Origin of the sequence: Flagellimonas okinawensis, from assembly GCF_029194005.1 — a bacterium.
GTDB classification, from domain to species: domain Bacteria; phylum Bacteroidota; class Bacteroidia; order Flavobacteriales; family Flavobacteriaceae; genus Flagellimonas; species Flagellimonas okinawensis.
The window spans coordinates 498,632-522,963 of sequence record NZ_JARFVA010000001.1; the positions used below are offsets into that span (position 1 = coordinate 498,632).

Genomic DNA, 24,332 nt, shown 5'->3' on the forward strand with positions numbered 1-24,332 from the left:
CCGTTATCTTTATCCTACAGAAAATTTTTCATGAGCACGGAACTTATCTATGTACTAATTTTCATCATCGCATTGACCATTGGCCTCTTTGCGGGGATGTACATTCAAAAACTGAAAACGAAGTCTACCGAGAGTGTTTGGGGCGAACGAGAACAGCAATTGAATGCTACCATTAAATCCCTGAACGATAAATTGTTGCTCAGTGATGAGGAGCAAAAGCAACTGCAACGTGAAAAAGAGCAGCAGAGCAATCAAATTGTGCGCTACCAAGCCGATTTGGAAAACCTTCAACTAAAGAACAAGGAGCAAAAGGAGGAGGTTGAAAAACTTCAAGAAAAGTTTACCAAGGAATTTGAAAACCTTGCTAATAAAATCTTGGATGAGAAGAGTGAAAAGTTCACCAAGAGCAACAAGGAGAACATTGAAAACATCTTAACGCCCCTCAACAAAAAAATAAAGGAGTTCGAGGAAAAGGTAGAAAAATCCCAAAAGGAAAACATCAGTATCAACTCCTCCCTAAAGCAACAACTGGAAAGCCTTCAACAACAAAACCTGAAAATAACCCAGGAAGCAGAAAACCTCACCAAAGCCTTAAAAGGTGATAGTAAAATGCAGGGGAACTGGGGCGAATTGGTCTTGGAACGCGTGCTTGAAAAGTCTGGTTTAGAGAAAGATAGAGAATACAGTGTTCAACAAAGCTTTAAACGTGAAGATGGTAGTCGGGTAATGCCCGATGTGATCATCCACCTGCCCGATGGTAAAAAAATGGTCGTGGATTCCAAGGTTTCCCTAACAGATTACGAACGCTATACGAATGCAGAGGAAGAGGATAGACCAAAGTTTTTAAAAGATCATATCAACTCTCTTCGTAGGCATGTGGAACAACTATCATCCAAGAAATATGAGGACCTTTACGAGATGGAGAGTCCAGATTTTGTATTGATGTTCGTACCGATTGAGCCTGCCTTCGCCATTGCAATCAATGAAGACAATTCGTTGTACAACAAAGCGTTTGAACAAAACATCGTGATTGTAACACCTTCTACGCTGCTGGCCACCCTTCGTACCATTGATTCGATGTGGAGCAACGAGAAGCAGCAACGTAACGCTATTGAAATTGCTCGACAAGCAGGGGCACTTTACGATAAATTTGAAGGTTTTGTAACCGACCTTACCAAGGTCGGCAAAAAGATGGATGAGGCCAAAACTGAATATCGTGGAGCCATGAACAAATTGGTGGAAGGTCGAGGTAACATTGTTACCACCATCGAAAAATTGAAGAAAATGGGGGCAAAAGCCAAAAAATCTCTTCCCGAACCCATTTTAAAACGAGCCCACGAGGACGACCTTGAAGAATTAAACTAGAACACTGACCATGAAAAAATTCCTGACCATTGTAATTACAGCCATAGTAATTGGTGTTGTGGGGTACTTTTCCTTCGTTTATTACGTGCCCTACAGTGAAGGATATCGCTCTGGTGAACTTATTAAGTTCAGTAGAAAAGGTGTTCTGGTAAAAACATGGGAAGGTCAAATAAGTCAAGGTCTGTCGGGTACCAATGTGTTTTCCTTTTCCGTTGAAGATGGTGAAAAGGAAATCATTGAAAAGATGAAAGAGTTCCAAGGACAATACATCAAAGTGACCTACAAAGAACGCTACGCTACTTTTTTCTGGCTGGGCGACACCAAATATTTTATCACAGAAGTCAAATCTGAAAAATCTCCGATTTTTAGGAATTAGTATGAAAAAATTCAAATCATCCAGAGAAAGTAGAGTATCCATCACTGAACTCATGCTACCCTCCCACTCCAATTTTGGGGGCAAAGTACACGGTGGGCACATTCTTAATCTCATGGACCAGATAGCGTTTGCCTGTGCTTCCAAACATTCTCAGAGCTATTGTGTAACCGCATCGGTGAATCGGGTGGATTTCTTGAACCCCATTGAAGTAGGCGAACTAGCAACTTTAAAAGCTTCCATCAATTATACCGGAAAAACCTCAATGGTTGTGGGCGTGCGTGTGGAATCTGAAAATGTGACCACAGGTGAAGTCAAACATTGTAATTCCTCCTATTTTACGATGGTTGCCAAAGGAAAGGATGGCAAAAACAAAACTGTACCTGGTTTGATTTTAAAAACTAAACAGGATATTCGTCGATTTGCCCGAAGTAAAGAACGCAAGCAATCTGCCTTTAAAAGGGATAGTAAATATGAATCGAATAACTTTAAAGTAAACGAATACTTGGAATTTCTAGAAGGCGAAAACGTTAAGATGGATTTTGATTAAGCTTTGCCGCGGCCTCCTCATCCAAAAACCAGACTAGGTTTCCTGATGATGGATCAACCAAAGAGGCCGGATAAGCTTCTGAACCTTTTGTTTTTTCCACTACCGCTTCCACTTTTTCTGCTTTCGATGCTCCTGTAACCAAAAAGGCCACTTCTTTGGCCGTATTGATTACTTTACCGTTTATGGAAACCCGCTTTTGACCCGAATCAGGATGCGTGGCCACCACACAATGGTCTTCGGCATCCCACAACTCAATTTCATGAGGAAAAATAGATGCGGTATGTCCATCATCACCCATACCCAGTATCACCAAGTCAAATTGCGGTACCTCTTCCACCCTGTCCAAATCTATTTCCAACAGATTAGCGTAGCGCATAGCCTCGTTTACTGGGTCCTTTTCTCCTAAAATCCGATTAATATTTTCGGTAGGCACCTCAATTTTTGAAAATAGGTGTTCCACCGTCATTTTATAGTTGCTTTCACTATCGGAGGGAGGAACACAGCGCTCATCTCCCCAATAAAAATGCACTTTACTCCAATCTACTTTACCAGCAAAATTTTCGGCCAGCACATCAAAAACTATTTTTGGAGTACTACCACCCGAAAGGGCTACGTAAAAAGCATCTTTATCTTTTAATTGATCAATAAAATAGCTGGAAAATTGCTCAGCGACCTCTTGCTTATCCCTATATATTTTTAATTCCATATCCAATTAGTTTTTGTTCTCGACTGCGCTCGAACTGACATCTTTTTCCTGACTCCTAAAATCTAGCAAATCACACAATAACCAGGGTCATCGGCAAGGTTTTCACTGGGGTTTCTCCAATATCCATCGCCCTCGATCAGGCTATCTGCATTTTCCGGACCCCAAGCACCAGCTGCATATCCGTACATCCTAACATCATTGCCCTCTTGCCAATAATTTAAAATAGGATCTACAAATTCCCAGGCAGCCTCTACCTCATCGGCACGAGCATATAAGGTAGCGTCCCCTTGCATAGCGTCCAATAATAAACGCTCGTAGGCCTCCATAACATAAGTTTCGGCCAAGCTGGAATAATAAAAATCAAGATTGGCACGTTCCACTTTGAAACCTTGACCTGGAACTTTCACTCCGAACTTGATCAAAATACCTTCATCGGGCTGAATACGGACAATCAATTTATTGTCCATTTCCTGCATTTCTGAATCCCTGAAAATTTGATGGTGCGGTTTTTTAAAGTGTATCACTATCTCGGTGACCTTGGTTGGCATTCGCTTAGCAGTCCTCACATAAAATGGAACCCCATGCCAACGCCAGTTATCCACAAAAAATTTAATGGCGGCATAAGTTTCGGTAGTTGAGTTTGAATCAACGCCATCCTCTTCTCGATAGCCCTTCACTTTTTTGCCACTGACCTTGGATGCTACGTATTGAGCGCGGATAGTGTTTTCAAAAAGCTCTTTTTCGTCCGTCATTATCCGTAAAGATTTTAACGCCTTCACCTTCTCGTTTCTAATTTCTTCTGCATCGGAACCAATGGGAGGTTCCATCACCACTAGGGACACAATCTGTAATAAATGGTTTTGGAACATATCCCTTAACGCCCCGGATTTATCATAATATCCCCCTCTTTTTTCCACGCCAACGCTTTCTGCATTGGTGATTTCTACGTGTTGGATATAGTTACGATTCCAAAGAGGCTCAAAAATACTATTGGAAAAACGTGTAACCAATAGGTTTTGAACCGTCTCCTTGCCCAAATAGTGATCTATTCTATAAATCTGATGTTCCTTAAAATATTTATGAAGTCCTTTATTGAGTTTCTGTGCGGTTTCAAGGCTATAACCAAATGGTTTTTCAACAACCAAACGCTTCCACCCATTGTTTTGGGTGTTCATGCCCGCATCGGATAAATTATGGGAAATTGTCTCGTACAAAGTTGGCGGCGTAGAAAGATAATAAATTATGTTCCCAGACGTATTGAATTCAGCCTTAAGGCTTTCCACCCTTTTTCGCAAGGCACCATAGTCGGTGTCGTAACTATCCCCTAGGTCTTCATAAAAAAGTTTATTGGCAAATTCTTTTATTTTCTGCTCTTCTTGGTCTTTCGTCTTTTCTTTTAAATATTCGCTGTTGTAGACGACATGGTCCCTGAAGGTCTCATCGGACATATCGCTTCTACTAACCCCTAGCACCACAAAGTTTTCTGGTAATTGATTGGCTAAGTATAAATTAAATAAAGAAGGTATAAGTTTTCTAGCAGTCAAATCACCCGATGCCCCAAAAATCACGAGCATCTGATTATCGGTCTTTTTCATAGTATTTTCGTTTTCTGGCGAGTTTTGCTCCCATTGACGGTTTCAATCCAATATGCAGTCAATTATTTTGAGCATGACGAATATAAGGTTTATTTTAGGTTCGTAATTCAAGAATTGTAACCTTTGAACGGTCTTAACACCAAAGAAGAAGAAAAAATATATAATGGCAGACACGTATGATTTTGGCCTTGTGGGCCTTGGAGTAATGGGACGTAATTTTATTTTGAATGTGGCCGATAACGGATTTACCGCATTTGGAAATGATTTGGATGAAGAAAAAGTAAGCGCACTGATCGAAGAAGGTGGAGACACGTCAAAAGTGAACGCCACTTCGGATGTTGAAACCTTTGTTGGATCGTTGACAGCTCCTAGAAAAATTATGTTGTTGGTGCCTGCCGGAAAAATTGTTGACAGTGTAATAGATGGATTATTGCCACATTTGGATAAAGGAGACATTATTATTGATGGAGGGAACTCCTTTTACACCGATACTGATCGCAGGGAAGCATATCTAAAAGAAAAAGGGATTAACTTTTTTGGTGCAGGTGTTTCCGGTGGTGCCGAAGGCGCCCGTAAAGGACCTAGCATTATGCCCGGGGGGTCCAAAGAAGCCTACCAACACGTAAAACCTATTTTTGAGGCTGTTTCCGCCAAATACAAGGGTGAGCCCTGTGTGGCTTACCTAGGTCCAAAATCAGCGGGAAACTATGTAAAAATGGTACACAACGGCATCGAATATGGTTTAATGCAGTTGACCTCTGAGATTTACGATCTTCTTAAAAAAGCAGGAGGGCTTAACAATAAAGAGCTTCATAAGACCTATTCCGACTGGAACCAAGGTCGATTACAATCTTTCTTGGTAGAAATCACCTCCGAAATATTTGAACAAAAAGATGAGTTGACCGATAACGACCTGGTCGACATGATCTTGGACAAAGCCAAGCAAAAAGGCACAGGGAAATGGACCTCGCAAAATGCAATGGACTTGGGTATTCCAGTGCCCACCATCGATATTGCGGTGAGCATGCGCGAAATATCTGCCCTAAAAGATGAACGCATCAAAGCTGACGAATTGTACGACCGTCCCACTCCAAAAGCTGTGGATAAGAGTGATTTTACATCGAAAGCAGAACAGGCGTTGTATTTTGCATTCATCATTACCTATGCGCAAGGCATGCATCAATTGGCTGATGCATCCAAAGAGTACGGTTATGAACTGGAATTGGGGGAAATCGCTAAAATATGGCGAGCTGGCTGTATTATCCGTGCTGCACTATTGGCCGATATTACCGAAGCCTACCAAGCCGATAAAGATTTACAGAACCTATTGCTCTCTCCTTCTTTTGTGGAAAAGGTAAAAAGTACGGTGGATGCAGCGCGTGAATTGGTAAGTTATGGAGCAGCAAATGGCATTCCACTACCCGGATTGTCAAATGCACTAACCTATTTTGATGCCTATACCAGTAGCAGACTTCCGCTGAACCTGATTCAGGCGCAACGCGATTACTTTGGGTCGCATACCTATGAGCGTCTAGATCGTGAAGGTATTTTCCATTCAGAGTGGAATAAATAACTTCTTCATGTTTTCAAATCAGTCAAATGAGATTTGAATCATTATTTTTTAAAGAAAACCTTAACAAGAAACATGAAAAATACCAGTTTTCGCTAGCTGGTTTCTTTGCTTTACTGTCTTTTGGACTTATTGCAGGTCTATACAAAGATGATAATTTCAGACCCAAAACAAGAAGATTGGCAAGGGTCATAGGGCGTGCAGCAAACGGTCTGAATAATATGGATACTTTAGATGTTATAATTGCTGGTCTCACTGCATTAGCTGTTGGTTTTTTAACCATATTAATTTTAGATTTAATGTTTCATGACAGAAAAATAATTGTTGCATTTGAAATCAATCAACTCAATAAAACCATAATTTTTGAAACTAAAACTGTTAGGAATAAAAAGGCAGTCAAAACAGAATTACAATATAATGATCTTTCATTTTCACACGATAAGTTAAAAGACGGTGTAACCCATGAAGTTTTTGATTGTTTAATATTTAAAAAAAATCTTAAATCAATTGGAATTCTTTATTTAAATCATCCGATGTGGAATGGATATGATTCAATTGAATTTGATAAATCTATCAACCTTCTAAAAAACCAGATTAGATAAAGATTATGAAAAAAACGCTCCTTCTTCTAGCTTTTACCCTAAACCTTTTAACCATTTCAGCGCAAAAGACCCCCTACGTTATTTATAACGCCAAAGGGAAAAAAGTCTCTTACAAAAAAATGTTGAAGACCTTGGTGGAAAAGGACATGGTTCTCTTTGGAGAATTGCATAACAATCCTATAGCCCACTGGTTACAATACGAACTAACAGCCGATTTGCACAGCAAAAGACAATTGATTCTTGGAGCGGAAATGATCGAGGCGGACAACCAGGACGAACTCAACGATTATTTATCGGGCGAAATAGATTACAAAGTCTTGGATTCCACAGCACGGCTCTGGAACAACCACAAAACGGACTATGCACCATTGGTAGACTTCGCCAAGGACAACAAACTAGCATTTGTGGCCTCCAACGTCCCAAGACGCTACGCCAGCATGGTGTACAAAGGAGGTTTTGAAGCCTTGGATTCTCTTCCATCACAAGAAAAGGAGTGGATCGCTCCATTACCCATTGCTTACGACCCGGAATTGCCCGGTTATCAGAACATTCTAAAAATGATGGGGGACCACGGTAGCCCTACCTTAGTAATGGCCCAAGCTATTAAAGATGCCACAATGGCCCATTTTATTATTGAAAACTATAAAAGAGGAGCCTTGTTCTTACATTACAATGGAGCCTACCATTCCAATGACTATGAAGGTATTCTTTGGTATCTGCAACAGGAAAGACCCGATTTGGAATACGGTACCATATCCACTGTAAGCCAAGAAAATGTACTAAAATTAGAAGAGGAGAATCTTAATCTGGCAGATTTCATTATCTGTGTAGACGAGAACATGACCACTACCTATTAATTCCACTACTTTTTCCGAGGTATGTCCCAACAAGGGATAATTTGCTTATTTTTAGTAAACTAAATAACCTACCTCATGAAAAAATTACTCGCCACCATGCTACTGCTAGTGGCCATAAACCCTTTAGGGTTTGGTCAAGTACAGTCCAATCTGGAATTATTGGACATCTTTAACATGGAATACGTATCCGACCCTCAGATTTCTCCGGATGGGTCCAAGATCATTTATGTTCGGAATTTTAAAGATGTGATGACGGACAGGAACCTTTCCAACCTTTGGATCATCAATTTTGATGGTTCCAATAATCGTCCTTTGACAACAGGGAATCATAATGACTTTGCCCCTCGCTGGTCGCATGATGGCTCAAAAATCGTTTTCAAATCCAACATGTCGGATGATAAAATGAAACTTTACCTAATGTGGTTGGACACCAAGGAAACCATGGCCTTGACCAATACGCCTCAATCACCAGGGTCCGTTTCTTGGTCTTATGATGACAAATATGTGGCATTCAATATGTTTGTTCCAGAGGCCAATAAATCCATCATTAAAATGCCTGGAAAGCCGGAAGGAGCCAAATGGAACGAACCTCCCAAGTACATCGATAAAATGAACTATCGTGGCGATGGCGCCGGATATTACAAAGGCGGGAATTCCCAATTGTTCACCTTGCCCATAAGTGGCGGTACACCTAAGCAACTTACCTTCTCCGAATTTGATCATGGGGGCCCGGTTTGGGCAAACGATAATATGCATCTATATTTTAATGCCAACTTCCATACAGATGAGGAAATGGAGCCTGCAGATAGTGAAATCTATAAAATAAATGTCAATACCGGTTTGGCAATACCCCTAACCGACCGTTATGGACCGGATGCGCATCCTGTATTATCACCAGATGGGTCCAAAATCGCCTACTTGGGATACGATGACCGTTTACAGGGCTATCAATTAACACAATTGTATGTGATGAATGCCGATGGCTCCGATTCCAAATTAATTTCAGGAGATTTTGATCGCGACGTAGAAGATATGGCCTGGAATAGCAAGGGTAACGGACTTTATTTTATTTATACAGATCAAGGAATGGGCAAATTAGCATCCATGAGTCTTTCGGGAAAAGTGGACGACATTACTGACGGTTTGGGCGGTCTTACCTTGGGAAGACCCTACAATGCAGCTAGTTTTTCCGCATCTGCCAACAATAAATTTGCATACACTTTGGGTAATACCAGTCACCCATCCGATTTGGCGGTGGCAGACACTAAAACCACGAAACGTTTAACCGCCGTTAACGATGACCTATTTTCTTTTAAAAAATTGGGCAAAGTAGAAGAAATGTGGTGGGAATCCAGTTATGACCAACGAAAAATACAAGGTTGGGTGGTAACCCCTCCCGATTTTGATCCTTCAAAAAAATATCCAATGATCCTCGAAATCCATGGTGGACCCTTTACCAGCTATGGAGAAGTCTATTCTGCAGAAATTCAAGCTTATGCAGCAGAGGGGTATGTAGTGCTCTACACCAATCCACGTGGTAGTACCAGCTATGGAGAAGAATTCGGAAACTTAATTCACCATGACTACCCCAATCATGATTACGAAGATTTAATGTCCGGCGTGGATGCCCTTTTGGAAAAAGGCTATGTCGACGCAGAGAAATTGTTTGTAACCGGTGGTTCTGGTGGTGGTGTACTCACTGCTTGGATTGTTGGCAAAACAGACCGCTTTAAGGCAGCAGTGGTGGCAAAACCCGTAATTAACTGGACAAGCTTTGTGCTGTACGCGGATGGCGTACAATTTTTCTCCAAATATTGGTTTGGAAAAAAGCCATGGGAAGACCCAGAAAACTACATGAGACGCTCTCCCCTAACTTATGTCGGAAACGTGACCACACCAACAATGTTATTAACAGGTGAAGAAGATTATAGAACCCCAATTGCGGAATCCGAACAGTTTTATGCGGCCCTCAAATTGGAAAATGTGGAAACCGCTATGGTCCGTATTCCAGGTGCTTCGCACGGCATTGCCAACAGACCCAGCAATTTAATAGCTAAAATCGCTAGCGTCTTAGCTTGGTTTGATAAATATAAAGGAGAATAATAATTGTAAAGATTCATGGAGTTTTTCAGAAAAGTAACCGTAAAAACAACAGAAAACGATATCCATCAACGTCTGACACTGGGCAATCTGGACATGATCAGTACGGAAATCTTCAATTTGGACGAACCTGGTGAACACCAAGTACAAATAGGTGGTATTTGGGGCGAATTCACGTTGACCAGGAATATAATAAAAGGAGGATGTCGCTTTGCCTTAGTAGAGTGCCCCAATGCTCTATGTTGGACCATTACAACGGGATATCCTCCCGATCCAGAATCCATTATTGTTCACTTAACCATTAATCGTACAGAAAAAGATGATGAGTTCATTGAAGAAATTACAGATTTTTTAAATGATATGTGCCAAAATCTGAACCATTCATTTTCACAAGAAAAAATAAAACTTAACCAATAAAAATTTAATTATCAGTCAATTGATACGGGCAAATTACCTAATGTCAAACATGAAGGTTGTGGAAAAATCCAAGTACCGATTGGCATTAATCTGAGCCTAGGTCAATGGACATGGCTAACCGTAAATGAATAGACTTGGTTCGATAAGTATAATGGAAACAAATGTACAAATGGAATCACAAGGGATAACTAAAAATGGGGTTTCCTCCAATGAAGTACGTTATGGTGGCCTGTTATTGAGTATGGGTGCACTGATAACGGTAATCTGTATCGTTTTAGAGGTGAATGCAGGTTGGGCATCTTTCAGTAAAGAAATAGTAAGGACCGATCTTGAAGCTGGGACCTTCTTGTTTCAGAATTGGGATAAAATGAATGTTATCTGGAGCTTTTCCTTATTTGGAAATATCCCCCTGGCCATTGCGGCCCTACTTTTACAAAAACACGCTAAAAAAATCGGTGCGCTACCTTTGAGCCTTTTTTGGCTTGTTCATTTTATAGGAAGCATACTGATAATCATAGCGTTTGGTATAAGCGTAGGTAGTTATTTCCCTGCCATGGAAGTCCTCAATGAACAACCAGCACTTTTCAGTACCATAAGAGGTGCACCCATGGTTTTCTTCAATTTTGGGGCCCTCTGTCAGCTTTTTGCTATACCAATTTTCTTTCACTCCGGGTTTAGCAAATCAGGCCCAGTTGGAAAAAAGTTGGCAATTATTTGTCTGGTATTGATTTTACTGGCAATCGTTTTATCAATGGTAGGACTTGTATCCTTTGCCGTAGTGGCCATTTCGTTTTATATTCCCTCTATTGTACTAGGAATTGTCTATTGGCAAAAAGCAACATCATAGGTGTTGATGATACATAAAAAACACTAACTATTAAAATATGAAAAACCTTGTACTTGTCTTTTTAATAACGGCACTTCTAAGCTGCCAAGGTAACCCAAGTGATGCTTCATCAGAAAAGGAAACCGAGTCGGTACATACTTTGGATAAAGATGCAGAGCTGGCCAAAATACAAGAAGTTAGAAATTCATTTCAGAAAACTGTAAAAGAAAAACGTTACGGTGATTTGGGCCAGTTTGTAACTGATGATTTAATATCAATCGGTCCAGGCAGCGAAGATTGGATAGCCTACCGAAAATTAAGAGAGCAATACGGAAATAAATTTCGATACGACAGCATAAAAATGAACCCCATCGAAACGGTAATATTATCCGATACCATGGCTTACGATTTCGGGGTAAGCTCAGTATTTTACACTGATGAGAATGGAACCGTGCACGAAATGGAAGATACTTTTTTGGTTATTATGAAGAAAACCAAAGAAGGCGAATGGAAACTATTTAGAGAGTTGGCCTCCTCTTTGGTAGTGGATTAAAAATAAAAACTTGTAATCGATATAGTTCCCCCTCACATTAAACGAGTAATAACCCATTAACTATATCATTATGAAAAATCAATTTGTACGTAGTATCATAGCAGTACTGACCATTGTTTTTGCAGCTAGTTGTGAGCAACCTGCACCTGAGGTCGAATCAGGTAAAGCGTATTCAGCGCAAATTCAAAAAATCATTGAAGAGAAGAATGAGCAGATTCAAGGGTTTTATGCTTCGGGCATGATTGACTCCGCTGCCACTCATTTTGCTGATGATTGTATTCAGTTTATGCCAAACATGCCCGCAATTGTTGGAGTTGAAAACTACAAAGCTGCCTGGAAACAAAACATTCAATTTGGCAAATGGGAATTCGACCTCAACACCCAAGAAGTAAAGGCCAGCGGTGATCTGGCCACCGAATACGGTAAATACACCATGACATTTACACCAAATGAAACCTCACCCCTCCCTCCCATAAAAGACAAAGGAAACTATATGGTGCTTTGGGAAAAATTGGATGGAGAATGGAAAGTGGTCTGGGATGCCCCTGTGACCGAGCTTCCATTGCCAAATCAGGTTCCAGACTCAACCATGGTAGAGTAAATTACACGTCTGTAATGATTCAGCACCTCCACATACCAAAAAACCCAGCACTTTCTCAGGTAGTAAAGTTTATGACCTATGTAGAGTTGACCCAAGAAGACATATTGGATGGTCGAACCGCTATTTTTCCAAACGCCACTACCAATATCCTATTCTCTTTGGAAGAGGACATTCTTGTTAACCAAACATCATCTTCCAATTCTATTTATACCTCTTGCAGTACCACAGTATTTTTTAAGCCTTATGTTGGGATGAAGTTCATGACGGTTCAGTTTAGTAGTTATGGGCTCTCCCATATAAAAAAATACCTGCTTTCGAGTTATTGGACACCTTGAGCAATCTCGACATTATTTTTCCAGCCAGTGATATCGAACGTATATCTTCCCGGTTGAAGGAATGCGAAACCATTGGAGGTAAATTTTCAGTTTTAGAAATGTTCGTTAGTGAAAAAATGGGGTTGCCAGAGGTAAACCCCAGACTCCCCTACGCATTGCAACTTTTGAATTCCGAACATTCCATTTCCATTGATGCTTTGAGCCAATCCCTTTGCATTTCAAATCGAGGGCTCCAAAAATTGTTCAAAAAGCATATTGGGATGAGTCCTGTTTATTACCGAAAAATTATCCGTTTTAATAAGGCGGCACAGTTACTCCTGAACGATTCCGAAAATTCCTTAACGGAGGTCTCATATACTTGCGGCTACTTTGATCAGGCCCATTTTATCAAGGATTTTAAGGAATTTGGCGGCATCTCGCCGTCAGAATTTTTGCGATATAAGACCAATGGTTCGGATTTTTACAATTATAGGATTTCAGAACCCCATACCTTGGACAGCATCAAACAACAGCAAATCAACATATGAAAACCAAAACATCAATTATTCTCCTTTTGACCTTGGTCATGATCTCCATTCAGTATTCGATAGGTCAACAAACAGACAAAAAAGAGGGACTCTCCAACCTCATTGGAAAGTTATATGTCAATGGCACCCTGCATGGAGGGGTTTTAGTTGCAGAGGGTGAAGATATCCTTTACCGAGATGCTTGGGGAGTGGCCAATATAGAGCAGCACACGTCTTTGACCGTTGACGATAAGTTTACCATTAACAGTATGGGTAAAATGTTTACATCGATACTTATTTTACAGCTTGTAGAAGAGGGAAAACTCGACTTTGAGGATAAACTAAGTGATATGCTCCCCGAATTTCCGCACAAGAGAGCCAAAGACATTACGCTGCATCATCTTTTGGCACACCGCTCCGGAGTACGGGATTACGGATTATTACAAATGGCAGGGCAACTTCCGTATGATTTGACACGAGATCAAATGTTTGCGGAAATTGGTAAAATGGATTTAAAGTTTGAGCCCGGTTCCAAATTCAACTACAGTAATTCGGGCTATATGCTTTTGGGTGCAATCATAGAAAATAACCGTGGAAAATCATTGAAAGAAGTTATGCAAGAGCGAATTTTTGGCCCACTCGGCATGCAGAACACATCCATGATTTATACATATGATCTTGATGAATTGCCACAATACTTTTTACAAGATGGAACTATTTACCAAGAAGACGATGTGGTCATCTACGGAGGTGACGGTGCCGAAGTTTCCACCATGGACGATATGTATACTTTTATGATGGCCCTTGGTTCTGATACATTGTTGTCCGAAGCTATGTGGGAGCTAGCATTTACCCCACACTCCTTTCCAAATGAGGTTCCTGAAGATGCTTGGCCCCCACCACATCAAGATCCTTATGGGTATGGTTTTAGTATTATGGAATTACCTTTTGATGGCGAAACAACCGCTACAGCAGTGGGACATGGAGGAGCAGGTTTGGGAAGTAATTATGCACTCCGCTTTTTAGAGAGTAAACGTATCATCGTCAACTGGAACAATATTTTTAAGAACCCGATACTTTTTGATGTCATAACCTATTTGGCAACAAGTAATTAAACACCGTCGGTTAAAATCAGAAGCCCGGTTCACAAATGTAAACCGGGCTTCATTTTGGGTAAATCAATAGCCAAGGCAGTAGGTAAAACTATTGATTTGGGGCTTAATTCCAGCCACCGCCCAAGGCGCGGTACATATTTACCTGGGCCAATAACTGGTCTTTTTTGGTCTCCACCAATTCCATTCGGGATTCCAAGGCCTCCCGCTGCGCCAAAAGCACTTCGATATACTCGACACGTGCAGATTGGAACAAACGTGTGGACAGGTCTATGGATTCCGTCAAGGCCTGTACTTGACCATCTTTCAATTCATAGCTCTTTTTTAAGTTATCGATGTTGGACAACTGGTTAGCCACCTCGATATAAGCGTTCAAAATGGCCTTTTCATACTCATAAACCGCCTGTAACTGCCGAGCCGTAGCGTTTTTATACTGGGCCTTTATCGCATTTCTGTTGATCAAGGGAGCCACCATATCACCAATGGCTGAATACAATACGGATTCCGGTGTAGTGGTCAGGTATTTGGTATCGAACGCTTCCAGCCCCAAACCAGCTTTTATGGTAAACTGCGGATAGAAATTGGCCTTGGCCGCTTTAGTATCCAACTTAGCGGCAGCCAATTCATATTCAGCACTTCGTACATCGGGACGGTTTTGCAACAATTGCGAAGGAATTCCAGCGTAGATCACATCGATAGGCGTGTCGATAAAATTATCGGACGCCCGCTGAATATGTTGTGGAGAGCGACCTACAAGAAAGTTCAATCGATTTTCCACCTCTACAATTTGTTGCTGGATTTCATATTTGTGGCTTTGGTTTTTCAATACCTCTGCCTGAAAACGCTTCACCGCCAATTCCGTAGCACGCGCAGCTTGCTTTTGAAGTTTGACCATCCGTAAGGCATTCTGCTGTATGGCCAAATTTTGGTCGATAATTGCCATTTGATTGTCCAAGGCCATCAACTCATAGTATGAATCTGCAATTTCCGCTACCAAATTGGTCACCATAAAGTTCTTGCCCTCCACACTGGACAAATATTCATAAACAGCAGCTTTTTTCTCATTTCGGAGTTTTTTCCAAACATCAAGTTCCCAAGTGGCGAAGGCCCCGACCATATAATTGGTCAGGGGTTCGGGGAACTCTTCGCCTTCCTTTACCTCAAGGTTCTTTTCAACTGCTCCGTTTCTGGTGTACTCACCCACTTTTTCAACCTCGGCACCAGCCTGAAGGTTGACAAAGGGCAAATACTCCCCTTTTTTGGCCTGAATTCTGTTTTTGGCAATATCCACTTGCTGTAACATAATGTTCAACTCTTGGTTCTTCACCAAGGCGGAATCAATCAACGCAACAAGGTTAGGGTCTTTAAAGAACGTTCTCCATTCCACCAATCCTGTATTTATGGTATCCGTAGATTGATTTTGATAATTTCCTGGAACTGAAACGCTCTCGTTCCTGACCTCACGGGTGGGCACACAGGAATAGAGGCCCACCATTGCTATCATTACAATTAAAAGTGATTTACTATACTTCATCTTGGTCACCATTTTTATTCTTGTTTCCATTTTTTGTGGTCGTCATTTTTTTCAACCGCTTGTTCATCAAACGAAGACGTGCCTTCAATTTGAACACTGTATCGTTCTGTCTAAAAAACTCTTCGGACATCGGTTCATCATGTTCATCTTTAATGAGACTTTTGCCATCCGCCATTTTAGCGAATATGTAGTACAGACCTGGAATCAATAAAACTCCAAATAGCGTTCCCACGATCATACCTCCCATGGCGGAACCACCAATGGTCTTATTTCCAATAGCACCTGCACCTGTTGCAATAACCAAAGGAATCAAGCCTGCAATAAAGGCAAAGGATGTCATTAAAATAGGTCGGAAACGCTGTCTCGCACCTTCAATGGCAGCATCGAGTATGGTAGAGCCTTCGCGGCGCTTTTGCACGGCAAACTCAACAATCAGCACAGCATTTTTACCGAGTAGCCCCACCAGCATTATAATACCGATTTGCGCATATACATCATTGGCAAGACCCATGGCTTTCAATAAAAAGAAGGATCCAAAAATACCGACCGGAAGCGATAAAATCACTGCCAAGGGCAGCAAGAAACTTTCATATTGCGCCGCTAGCACCAGATACACAAAGATGAGTACCACAATAAAAATGTAAAGTGATTCATTACCGCGCTGTGCCTCATCATAGGATAGACCTTCCCAAGCAATATCGTAGCCTCTTGGCAGAGTTTGCTCAGCCACTTCCTCGATGGCCTTAATGGCATCCCCACTGGTGTAACCTGATGCCGGCAAACCTCGGATAGCTGCAGAATTATACAAGTTATATCGGGTAATCTCGTTGGGACCCAACTTTTTCTCCATGGTCATAAACGCTGAATAGGGCACCATTTCACCTTCTTCACTCTTTACAAAAAGCTTTTCAAGGTCGGACGGCATACCGCGATATTCTGGGGCCGCTTGGGTGTACACTTTAAAGAATCTACCAAAACGGATAAATCCTTGTTCGTAGGTACTACCGATTAGAATATTCAGGTTTTCCATTGCTTTTCCAATGGAAACTCCTTTTTGCATAGCTGCTTTATTGTTGATTTTTAACTCGTATTGGGGATAGTTCGCAGCAAAAAAGGTAAACAAACCTGTCAACTCCTCTCGTTCGCGCAAAGCATCCATAAATTCATTATTGATGCGCTCGAACTCGTGATAGTCTGTACCGTCGGTTTTATCCAACAAACGCATGGAGAAACCACCTGATGAACCAAAACCAGGTACCGCTGGTGGCTCAAAATATTCAATGACAGCTCCCAAATCCTTGGTTTCTTCTTCCAATTCTTCCATGATCTCGTGCACTGAATGCTCACGTTGCGACCATGGTTTCAGGTTGATGAGACAGGTACCTGCATTGGAGCCACGACCTTCCGTCATAATCTCGTAACCTGCCAAAGAAGAAACAGATTCCACACCTTCGGTCTCCTCGCAAATGGCCTGAAGCTTTCTCGCGACTTCGTTGGTTCGTTCCAAAGTAGCACCTGGAGGAGTTTGAATAATAGCATAGATCATACCTTGGTCCTCATTGGGAATAAATCCTGCTGGAAGTGTTTGATTGGTGAAGAAAATACCGGCACAAAAGGCAATCAACACACCAAAAGTGACTACCCTTCGATTTACAATCTTGCTCAATACGCCGATATATCGTCCTGTAAGTTTTTCAAACCGTCTATTGAACCAATCAATGAATCGGTTGATAGGGGATTTTCTTCTTGGTTTCCCATGGTTGTTCTTTAACATCATAGCACATAACACCGGTGTAAGGGTAAGTGCCACTAGAGCGGAAATAATGATAGATCCTGCCATGGTTATTGAAAACTGACGATAAAACACTCCAACAGGTCCCGTCATGAACGAAATTGGAATAAATACGGAGACCATCACCATAGTAATAGCTATAATGGCACCCCCTATTTCGCCCAATACTTCGTAGGAGGCTTTGTAGGGCGTGAGGTTTTCTTTCTCCATCTTCATATGGACGGCTTCCACTACTACAATAGCATCATCAACCACAATACCAATGGCCAAAACCAATGCAAATAAGGTTATCAGGTTGATTGACAAGCCAAAGAGCTGCATCACAAAAAATGCACCGATAAGGGATACCGGCACGGCAATGATCGGAATCAACGTAGAGCGCCAATCACCCAAGAAGAGGAACACGACCACCGCAACAAGGATAAAGGCATCTCGTAATGTGTGCAATACCTGTTCAATCGATGCATCCAAGAAATTCGACACATCATAGCTGATCTTGTAATCAATTCCCGGGGGCAACTCTGTTTCCAGTTCGGTGAGTTTTTCCTTCACAGCATCGATAACCTCGCTACCATTACTACCAAAAGTCTGTTTTAAAACTATGGATGCGGATGGGTCGCCATCAAGATTGGAATAGATATCGAAGAATTCACTTCCGAGTTCCACATCGGCCACATCGCCGAGTTTCAGCATCTCACCTTCATCATTCGCTTTAATGATAATATCCTTGTACTGTTCGGGTTCGTTGTACCTGTCCTGATAAACCAGCACATATTCCAACGACTGTGCACGCTTCCCAGAACTGCGCCCCAAACGTCCAGGCCGAGCCAAAATACTCTGCTCTTCCATTGCAGTAAGTATTTCCTCTGCTGAAACATCGTAGGCCCGCATACGGTCCGGTTTTAACCAAACCCGCATGGCAAACTTTCGGCTTCCTAAAATTTGGGCGCTCGCAATCCCGTTGATCCGTTGTATCTCAGGGATAATCTTCGTGTATGCGTAATTGTACAGAAACTTTTCATCATTATGCTTGGCATCGCTGTACAGGTTAACGTACATCAACATACTGGGCTGTACAGGGGTTATGATGACCCCTTCACGCTGTACCAGTTCCGGTAACAGCGGCATCACTTGGTCTACCCGGGTCTTTACCCGCACTACCGCTTGGTTGGGGTCGGTTCCTGGTTCAAAAATGACACGTAAAGTTCCTTCACCAGCACTTGTAGCATCAGAAGCGATATAGCGCATTCCTTGAACCCCGTTTATAGAGGTTTCTAAAGGAATCAAGGTTGATTTTACAAGTACATCGGCACTTGATCCTGGGTAAGCAATAAAAATATTGACCGTGGTGGGCGCGATCTGTGGGAACTGCGAAATGGGCAGTTGTTTTATGGCCAACAGTCCTGTAAATACAATAATGACCGAGATCACAATGGCCAATACAGGTCTGTGTATGAATTTTTTAAACATTGTAAAAGATTATGGGATTGTTACTCAGAATACAACTCAAGGTGAGATAGTATGGACTCGGGTTTCTCGAATTCGTATTGAATTTTTTCACCGTTCCTTACCATTCTAATACCTTCCAACAGTACCTTATCGTTTAACGAAAGTCCCTTTTCCACCACAAAAAGATGGGGAAGTTCGGCACCTACTACAATTTCACGTTGTTGTACGGTATCGTTTTCATCGAGTACAAAAACAAACTTTTTGTCCAACACCTCAAATGTGGCCTTTTGGGGAATCAACATAGCCTTATCCAAGGGAACCCTCATTAATATGCTTCCTGTTTCGCCATGTCTTAAAATGCCATCAGGATTAGGGAAAGTTGCCCTGAAAGCAATGTTTCCCGTTTCGTGGTTAAACTCCCCTTCGATGGTCTCCACAACACCGGACTGATTGAACCTTTTGTTGTTTGCCATCAACAGTTCCACCTGCTGCTTTTCATTCTTTTTGGCACTGGTAATGTAATCCAGATACTCCGCTTCGGGCACATTGAAATACACCCACATTTTGGAATTATCGGATAGTTTGGTCAAAAGCTCTCCTTCATCCAAAAGACTACCTTCCCTAACTTCCAAATGGTCCATGATACCATCAAAGGGAGCCCTGATGTTGGTGAAGCCCAAATGGGTTTCGGCAAGGGCCACCTCTGCTTTCGCTCTATCAAATTCAGCTTTGGCCATGGCCAATTCATTGGCGGACACTACGTCGCCATCTGCCAACAATTTGGTGTTTTGATACTCTATCTCGGCCACTTCTGCTTCGGCCTTGGCTTTCTGTAAGTCGGCCTGATACACATTGGGCATGATATGGAACATTTGCTGGCCCTTCTTTACATGCTGGCCCTCATCCACATATATCTGTTGTAAATAACCTTTTTCCAAAGCCCTGAGTTCGATATGCCTGACTGAATGTATCTGGCACACATAGTCTTTGGTAATCGATGTATCCATTTGAATGGGACTGGACACTAGGTATTTAGTTTCTTCCTTGTTTTCGTGTTTTTTGGATTCGCAGCTTGCATAGCACATCACTACAAGCAAGCCGATGAAGATGGAAAATCTCCTCATAGTTTTACTGGTTTAAAAAATGTTTAGAAATGGTCAAGGGAAGTCCGAATCCACATAAGGGACCTACCCTCGGTTATTGATTGTTACCCAAAGGGTTGCGGATTGTGGCAAATACTACACTTAGCGCTCTGCCGTAAAGAAAATTCTAAATTCGGAAAACCTGAAACCTAACGTGCTTCTTTATGGGAGAAGACAGTTTGGGCTGTTCCAACCCAAAATTGGAGTTAGATTCCAAAAACAGTTGCCCCCAAGAGGCGGCAAATAAACTGGCAGTGTAGATTCCGCCCTGTTCTATCGAAAAACTATGTGATGCTACTTCTTCCTCGCGTTCTTCTTGTTCTTCAACGTCTATTTCGGCACAGTGCCTTTTCTCCAATCCCAATTGGAGCGCATTGAAAGTTGCAGAGGAGTGTTGATGTTCTAAATTTTGAAAATAACAGGCATTGTCCGCAACTGTAGTTTCTTGCGAATCTGCATATAAATTAATGAATCCACCCATCAAAAGGATAACCAGTGGAAACAGATATTTTACAAATGCCTTTTTCATTTCGGGGAACAAATCTATGTTACTCAAACTTCTCCAACAAATGCTTGTTGTTAATTATGGTTAAAATCGATTTATGGGCTATTTTTCTTGATGAAAATTTTGTAAAGACAGCAAAAATTTGCTTTTACCTAAAAAGGGAAATTTGAAAATGATGGATTTTAACTTGGAAAAGCAGCATTAAATAGAAAATTGAATGGTCAAATACACCAAACTCCTTGTTTAGTTTATCTTCGTTTATCCTGAAAAACAATTACTTCGCTATGAAAATTCGTTTTTTCGTTGTTGTATTGACAATCCTTGTTCCTTTTTCTTCCTGCAAGGAAAAGAAGAAAGAAAATAATGTATTGGAACGGGAGACATTCCAAACAGTTACCATTGATGGAAATTATAAAATCGAGGTTCCAAAATTTATGACCGGTACAACTGGTTTGAACGAAGAAGCCTCATTACAGTTCCAAAGTCTCATTAAAGAAGCTTATTTATTGGTTATTGATGAACCCAAAGCTGGTTTTGAAGAAGTGTATCGCGACTTAGGTCAGTTTGATGACAATCTTTCCATTATCCAAAACTATAGGGTGGCACGGATGAAATTACTTTCACGTAGTGCCGAATTTATTAACAAACCCAAAGCGACACATACTATAATCAACGGTTTAGATGCTGAAACACTGGAATTGGATGCGCAAGTGGATGGTGTCCCTGAAGAAATCTCATATTTCTTGACCTTTGTTGAAGGTGACGATCGTGTTTACATGATCATGGCTTGGACGTTGAAAAACAAAAAGATAGCGCATAAAAAAACCTTTAAAACGATTGCCGAATCTTTTCAATTGATTAATTAGGAAACCGCTTTAAAGGTCTATATATTCTTGAGCCGGATTACTTGCTCAAGTACATCTTTCTTCTTGCGTACAAGTTGTAAAACTCATCATCTTTTAAGCTATCGATGAACAGGATACTCTCCCCTGTACTCTTCATTTCTGGTCCCAAGTTTTTATTTACGTTAGGGAACTTATTAAAAGAGAACACAGGCTGTTTGATGGCATATCCATCCAAGTGCGGCTTAAATTCAAAATCCTTGATTTTCTTTTCACCCAACATTACCTTGGTTGCATAGTTTACATAAGGTTCTTTATATGCTTTTGCAATAAATGGAACCGTACGGGACGCTCTAGGGTTGGCCTCGATGATGTAAACTATATCATCTTTAACCGCAAACTGAATATTGATCAATCCTACGGTGTTCAATGCCAATGCAATCTTTTTGGTGTGATCTTTTATCTGCTGCAACACAAACTCACCCAAGTTAAATGGTGGCAAAGTGGCGTTGGAGTCACCAGAGTGAATTCCACAAGGTTCAATATGTTCCATTATTCCAATAATGTAAACATCCTCCCCATCGCAAATAGCATCAGCCTCTGCCTCAATAGCGCCATCCAAATAATGGTCCAACAACAATTTATTGTTTGGTATCTTTCTCAACAAATCCACCACGTGGGCTTCCAGCTCCTCTTTGTTGATCACGATTTTCATTCCCTGGCCACCCAATACATAAGATGGTCTTACCAATAATGGGAACTTCAATTCCTCGGCCAAATCCAAAGCTTCGTCAGCTGTTTCGGCGACTCCAAATTTTGGGTAAGGAATATCGTTATCTTTTAGCAATGTGGAGAAACTTCCCCTATCCTCTGCCAAATCAAGTGATTGGAAACTGGTTCCTATGATATTGATTCCATATTTGTCCAATTTCTCTGCCAACTTTAATGCTGTCTGGCCTCCCAACTGAACAATTACACCTTCTGGTTTTTCATGAAGGATGATATCGTAAATATGCTCCCAGAATACAGGCTCAAAATAAAGCTTGTCCGCAGTATCAAAATCCGTGGAAACCGTTTCTGGATTACAGTTGATCATAATGGTCTCATAACCACACTCAGCAGCAGCCAATACACCGTGCACACAGCAGTAATCGAACTCAATTCCCTGCCCAATTCGGTTTGGACCGGAACCTAGAACCACTACTTTTTTCTTATCCGTTACCACACTATCGTTGGCAACGTAACGCTCACCTGTTGGTGTCTCTATTTCTTCCTCAAAAGTGGAATAGTAGTATGGAGTCACCGCTCTGAACTCGGCAGCACAGGTATCAACCAACTTATAAACACGGTTAATGTTCATATCCATACGCTTGCTGTGCACTTCGCTTTCCCAGCAATCCAACATATGGGCAATCTGTCTGTCAGCGAAACCTTTTTGTTTTGCCTCCAACAATAGTGCCTTTGGTAAGCTTTCTATGGTATATTTAGATATTTCCTGCTCCAAGTAGTGCAATTCCTCGTACTGTTTAAGGAACCACATATCTATCTTGGTGATTTCGTGGATGCGCTTTAATGGGATACCAAGCTGAATGGCATCATAGATCACAAAAACCCTGTCCCAACTTGGTACGCGCAGTTTTTCAATAATGGTTTCGTAATCTTTGTATCCCTTGCCATCGGCACCCAATCCATTTCTTTTAATCTCTAAGGATTGTGTAGCCTTGTGCAATGCTTCTTGGAAAGAGCGTCCGATACCCATCACTTCCCCTACAGACTTCATCTGAAGCCCTAAAGTTCTATCCGAACCTTCAAATTTATCAAAGTTCCAACGTGGTATTTTCACAATCACGTAGTCCAAGGTCGGCTCAAACAAAGCTGATGTGGATTTCGTAATTTGGTTATCCAACTCATCCAAGGTATACCCTATCGCTAATTTAGCAGCGATTTTCGCAATCGGATACCCTGTGGCTTTGGAAGCCAATGCAGATGATCGGGAAACCCTTGGGTTGATCTCGATTGCTATAATATCTTCTTTTTCGTCCGGGCTTACGGCAAACTGTACGTTACATCCACCTGCGAAGTCCCCTATACTGCGCATCATATGGATGGCCATATCCCTCATTCTTTGGAATGTTTTGTCGGATAATGTCATTGCAGGAGCAACCGTAATGGAATCTCCGGTGTGGATACCCATTGGGTCCATATTCTCGATGGTACAGATGATGACTACGTTATCATTTTTGTCACGTAGCAGCTCCAACTCATACTCCTTCCAGCCCATCAAGGCTTTATCGATCATTACCTCATGAATTGGCGAAACTTCCAATCCATGGCTCAACATATCGTCAAAGTGTTCTGGCTCGTAAACAATACCTGCCCCTGCTCCACCCAAGGTAAAAGAAGCACGGATTACCAATGGAAAACCGAATTCCTGTGCTATTTCCTTTCCTTTAAGGAAAGAGGTAGCGGAAGCTTGCGGTGGCATACCAACACCAATTTTAAGCATCAGTTCCCTAAACTTCTCACGATCCTCGGTGATATTGATGGCGTCTATATCCACCCCTATGATCTCTACTCCAAAATCTTCCCAAATGCCTTTTTCATCGGCCTCTATACAAAGGTTCAGTGCCGTTTGCCCGCCCATTGTTGGTAAAACCGCATCAATATTCGGGTGGTTTTCAAGTATCTCTATTATGGACTTGGTGGTCAAAGGTTTAAGATAAACATGGTCTGCCATGGCAGGGTCCGTCATAATTGTGGCGGGGTTACTGTTTATCAAAATGGTTTCGATACCGTCTTCCCGTAGGGAGCGAAGCGCTTGGGAACCGGAATAATCGAACTCACATGCCTGACCGATAATGATCGGACCAGAACCAATAATCAGAATGGAATTTAAATCTTTTCTTTTAGGCATTTTCTATAGGGGTTTCTCGGTTATCTGCTTATATGTCAAAAAAAAGGTGTTACCTAGAAAAGTAACACCTTTAATTTAAATAATAA

Annotated in this window: 22 protein-coding genes; 15 read left to right on the top strand and 7 right to left on the bottom strand. The window is 41.5% G+C overall.

Translation table 11 applies throughout. The annotated features are described in order from the left end of the window. The first annotated feature begins 30 nt into the window (after positions 1-30). The 3 genes from PY091_RS02425 to PY091_RS02435 are packed head-to-tail and all read left to right on the top strand — an operon-like array spanning position 31 to position 2,288. Positions 31-1,365, top strand: coding sequence for a DNA recombination protein RmuC (locus PY091_RS02425; RefSeq protein WP_275648161.1), 1,335 nt, complete (start codon positions 31-33; stop codon positions 1,363-1,365). A gap of 10 nt (positions 1,366-1,375) precedes the next feature. Further along, positions 1,376-1,741, top strand: a complete 366-nt coding sequence (locus tag PY091_RS02430; protein ID WP_275648162.1) for a 6-phosphogluconate dehydrogenase — start codon at positions 1,376-1,378, stop codon at positions 1,739-1,741. A gap of 1 nt (position 1,742) precedes the next feature. Beyond that, positions 1,743-2,288 (top strand): acyl-CoA thioesterase, encoded by a 546-nt coding sequence (locus PY091_RS02435; protein WP_275648163.1) that lies wholly within the window; start codon positions 1,743-1,745, stop codon positions 2,286-2,288. On the opposite strand, the gene pgl is transcribed toward PY091_RS02435, so the two are convergent. Together pgl and zwf are read right to left on the bottom strand one after the other, a co-directional pair. Further along, positions 2,269-2,994, bottom strand: a complete 726-nt coding sequence (pgl, locus tag PY091_RS02440; protein ID WP_275648164.1) for a 6-phosphogluconolactonase — start codon at positions 2,992-2,994, stop codon at positions 2,269-2,271. The genes PY091_RS02435 and pgl overlap by 20 nt on opposite strands. A 62-nt stretch (positions 2,995-3,056) precedes the next feature. Further along, the gene (gene zwf, locus PY091_RS02445; protein ID WP_275648165.1) at positions 3,057-4,589 is read right to left on the bottom strand and encodes a glucose-6-phosphate dehydrogenase; all 1,533 of its coding nucleotides are present in this window, start codon (positions 4,587-4,589) and stop codon (positions 3,057-3,059) included. Between the two features lie 163 nt (positions 4,590-4,752). Between zwf and gndA the strand changes: the two genes are divergently transcribed. From gndA to PY091_RS02500, 11 genes are all read left to right on the top strand, one after another. Then, positions 4,753-6,162 carry an NADP-dependent phosphogluconate dehydrogenase gene (gene gndA / locus PY091_RS02450; RefSeq protein ID WP_275648166.1) on the top strand — a complete coding sequence of 470 codons (1,410 nt, stop codon included), beginning with the start codon at positions 4,753-4,755 and terminating at the stop codon, positions 6,160-6,162. 26 nt (positions 6,163-6,188) lie between these two features. Continuing rightward, positions 6,189-6,761, top strand: coding sequence for a hypothetical protein (locus PY091_RS02455; RefSeq protein ID WP_275648167.1), 573 nt, complete (start codon positions 6,189-6,191; stop codon positions 6,759-6,761). 5 nt (positions 6,762-6,766) lie between these two features. After that, positions 6,767-7,618, top strand: coding sequence for a ChaN family lipoprotein (locus PY091_RS02460; protein WP_275648168.1), 852 nt, complete (start codon positions 6,767-6,769; stop codon positions 7,616-7,618). A 75-nt stretch (positions 7,619-7,693) separates the two neighbouring features. Further along, positions 7,694-9,721, top strand: coding sequence for a S9 family peptidase (locus tag PY091_RS02465; protein WP_275648169.1), 2,028 nt, complete (start codon positions 7,694-7,696; stop codon positions 9,719-9,721). 15 nt (positions 9,722-9,736) lie between these two features. Further along, positions 9,737-10,135 carry a hypothetical protein gene (locus PY091_RS02470; RefSeq protein ID WP_275648170.1) on the top strand — a complete coding sequence of 133 codons (399 nt, stop codon included), beginning with the start codon at positions 9,737-9,739 and terminating at the stop codon, positions 10,133-10,135. 169 nt (positions 10,136-10,304) lie between these two features. Next, complete coding sequence (locus tag PY091_RS02475) at positions 10,305-10,982, top strand: hypothetical protein (protein WP_275648171.1); 678 nt, start codon at positions 10,305-10,307, stop codon at positions 10,980-10,982. Between the two features lie 37 nt (positions 10,983-11,019). After that, on the top strand, positions 11,020-11,514 hold the full coding sequence (locus PY091_RS02480) for a YybH family protein (RefSeq protein ID WP_275648172.1): 495 nt from the start codon (positions 11,020-11,022) through the stop codon (positions 11,512-11,514). Positions 11,515-11,584: 70 nt separating this feature from the next. Next, positions 11,585-12,115 carry a YybH family protein gene (locus PY091_RS02485; RefSeq protein WP_275648173.1) on the top strand — a complete coding sequence of 177 codons (531 nt, stop codon included), beginning with the start codon at positions 11,585-11,587 and terminating at the stop codon, positions 12,113-12,115. A 14-nt stretch (positions 12,116-12,129) separates the two neighbouring features. Beyond that, on the top strand, positions 12,130-12,450 hold the full coding sequence (locus PY091_RS02490; RefSeq protein ID WP_275648174.1) for a hypothetical protein: 321 nt from the start codon (positions 12,130-12,132) through the stop codon (positions 12,448-12,450). Then, the gene (locus PY091_RS02495) at positions 12,447-12,977 is read left to right on the top strand and encodes a helix-turn-helix domain-containing protein (protein ID WP_275648175.1); all 531 of its coding nucleotides are present in this window, start codon (positions 12,447-12,449) and stop codon (positions 12,975-12,977) included. The genes PY091_RS02490 and PY091_RS02495 overlap by 4 nt, the downstream gene beginning before the upstream one ends. After that, on the top strand, positions 12,974-14,071 hold the full coding sequence (locus PY091_RS02500) for a serine hydrolase domain-containing protein (RefSeq protein WP_275648176.1): 1,098 nt from the start codon (positions 12,974-12,976) through the stop codon (positions 14,069-14,071). The genes PY091_RS02495 and PY091_RS02500 overlap by 4 nt, the downstream gene beginning before the upstream one ends. 103 nt (positions 14,072-14,174) lie before the next feature. Here PY091_RS02500 and PY091_RS02505 read toward each other — a convergent pair whose 3' ends face one another. The 4 genes from PY091_RS02505 to PY091_RS02520 form a co-directional block, all read right to left on the bottom strand. Continuing rightward, a complete protein-coding gene (locus PY091_RS02505) occupies positions 14,175-15,632 on the bottom strand; it encodes a TolC family protein (RefSeq protein ID WP_275648177.1) in 1,458 nt (485 codons plus the stop codon). Further along, positions 15,592-18,864, bottom strand: a complete 3,273-nt coding sequence (locus tag PY091_RS02510; protein ID WP_275648178.1) for an efflux RND transporter permease subunit — start codon at positions 18,862-18,864, stop codon at positions 15,592-15,594. The genes PY091_RS02505 and PY091_RS02510 overlap by 41 nt, the downstream gene beginning before the upstream one ends. Before the next feature lie 20 nt (positions 18,865-18,884). Further along, on the bottom strand, positions 18,885-19,967 hold the full coding sequence (locus PY091_RS02515) for an efflux RND transporter periplasmic adaptor subunit (RefSeq protein WP_275648179.1): 1,083 nt from the start codon (positions 19,965-19,967) through the stop codon (positions 18,885-18,887). A gap of 145 nt (positions 19,968-20,112) precedes the next feature. Next, a complete protein-coding gene (locus PY091_RS02520; protein ID WP_275648180.1) occupies positions 20,113-20,514 on the bottom strand; it encodes a hypothetical protein in 402 nt (133 codons plus the stop codon). Between the two features lie 260 nt (positions 20,515-20,774). Between PY091_RS02520 and PY091_RS02525 the strand changes: the two genes are divergently transcribed. Further along, positions 20,775-21,356, top strand: coding sequence for a hypothetical protein (locus PY091_RS02525; protein ID WP_275648181.1), 582 nt, complete (start codon positions 20,775-20,777; stop codon positions 21,354-21,356). Between the two features lie 37 nt (positions 21,357-21,393). On the opposite strand, the gene carB is transcribed toward PY091_RS02525, so the two are convergent. After that, positions 21,394-24,246 carry a carbamoyl-phosphate synthase large subunit gene (gene carB / locus PY091_RS02530; RefSeq protein ID WP_275648182.1) on the bottom strand — a complete coding sequence of 951 codons (2,853 nt, stop codon included), beginning with the start codon at positions 24,244-24,246 and terminating at the stop codon, positions 21,394-21,396. Positions 24,247-24,332: the final 86 nt, after the last annotated feature.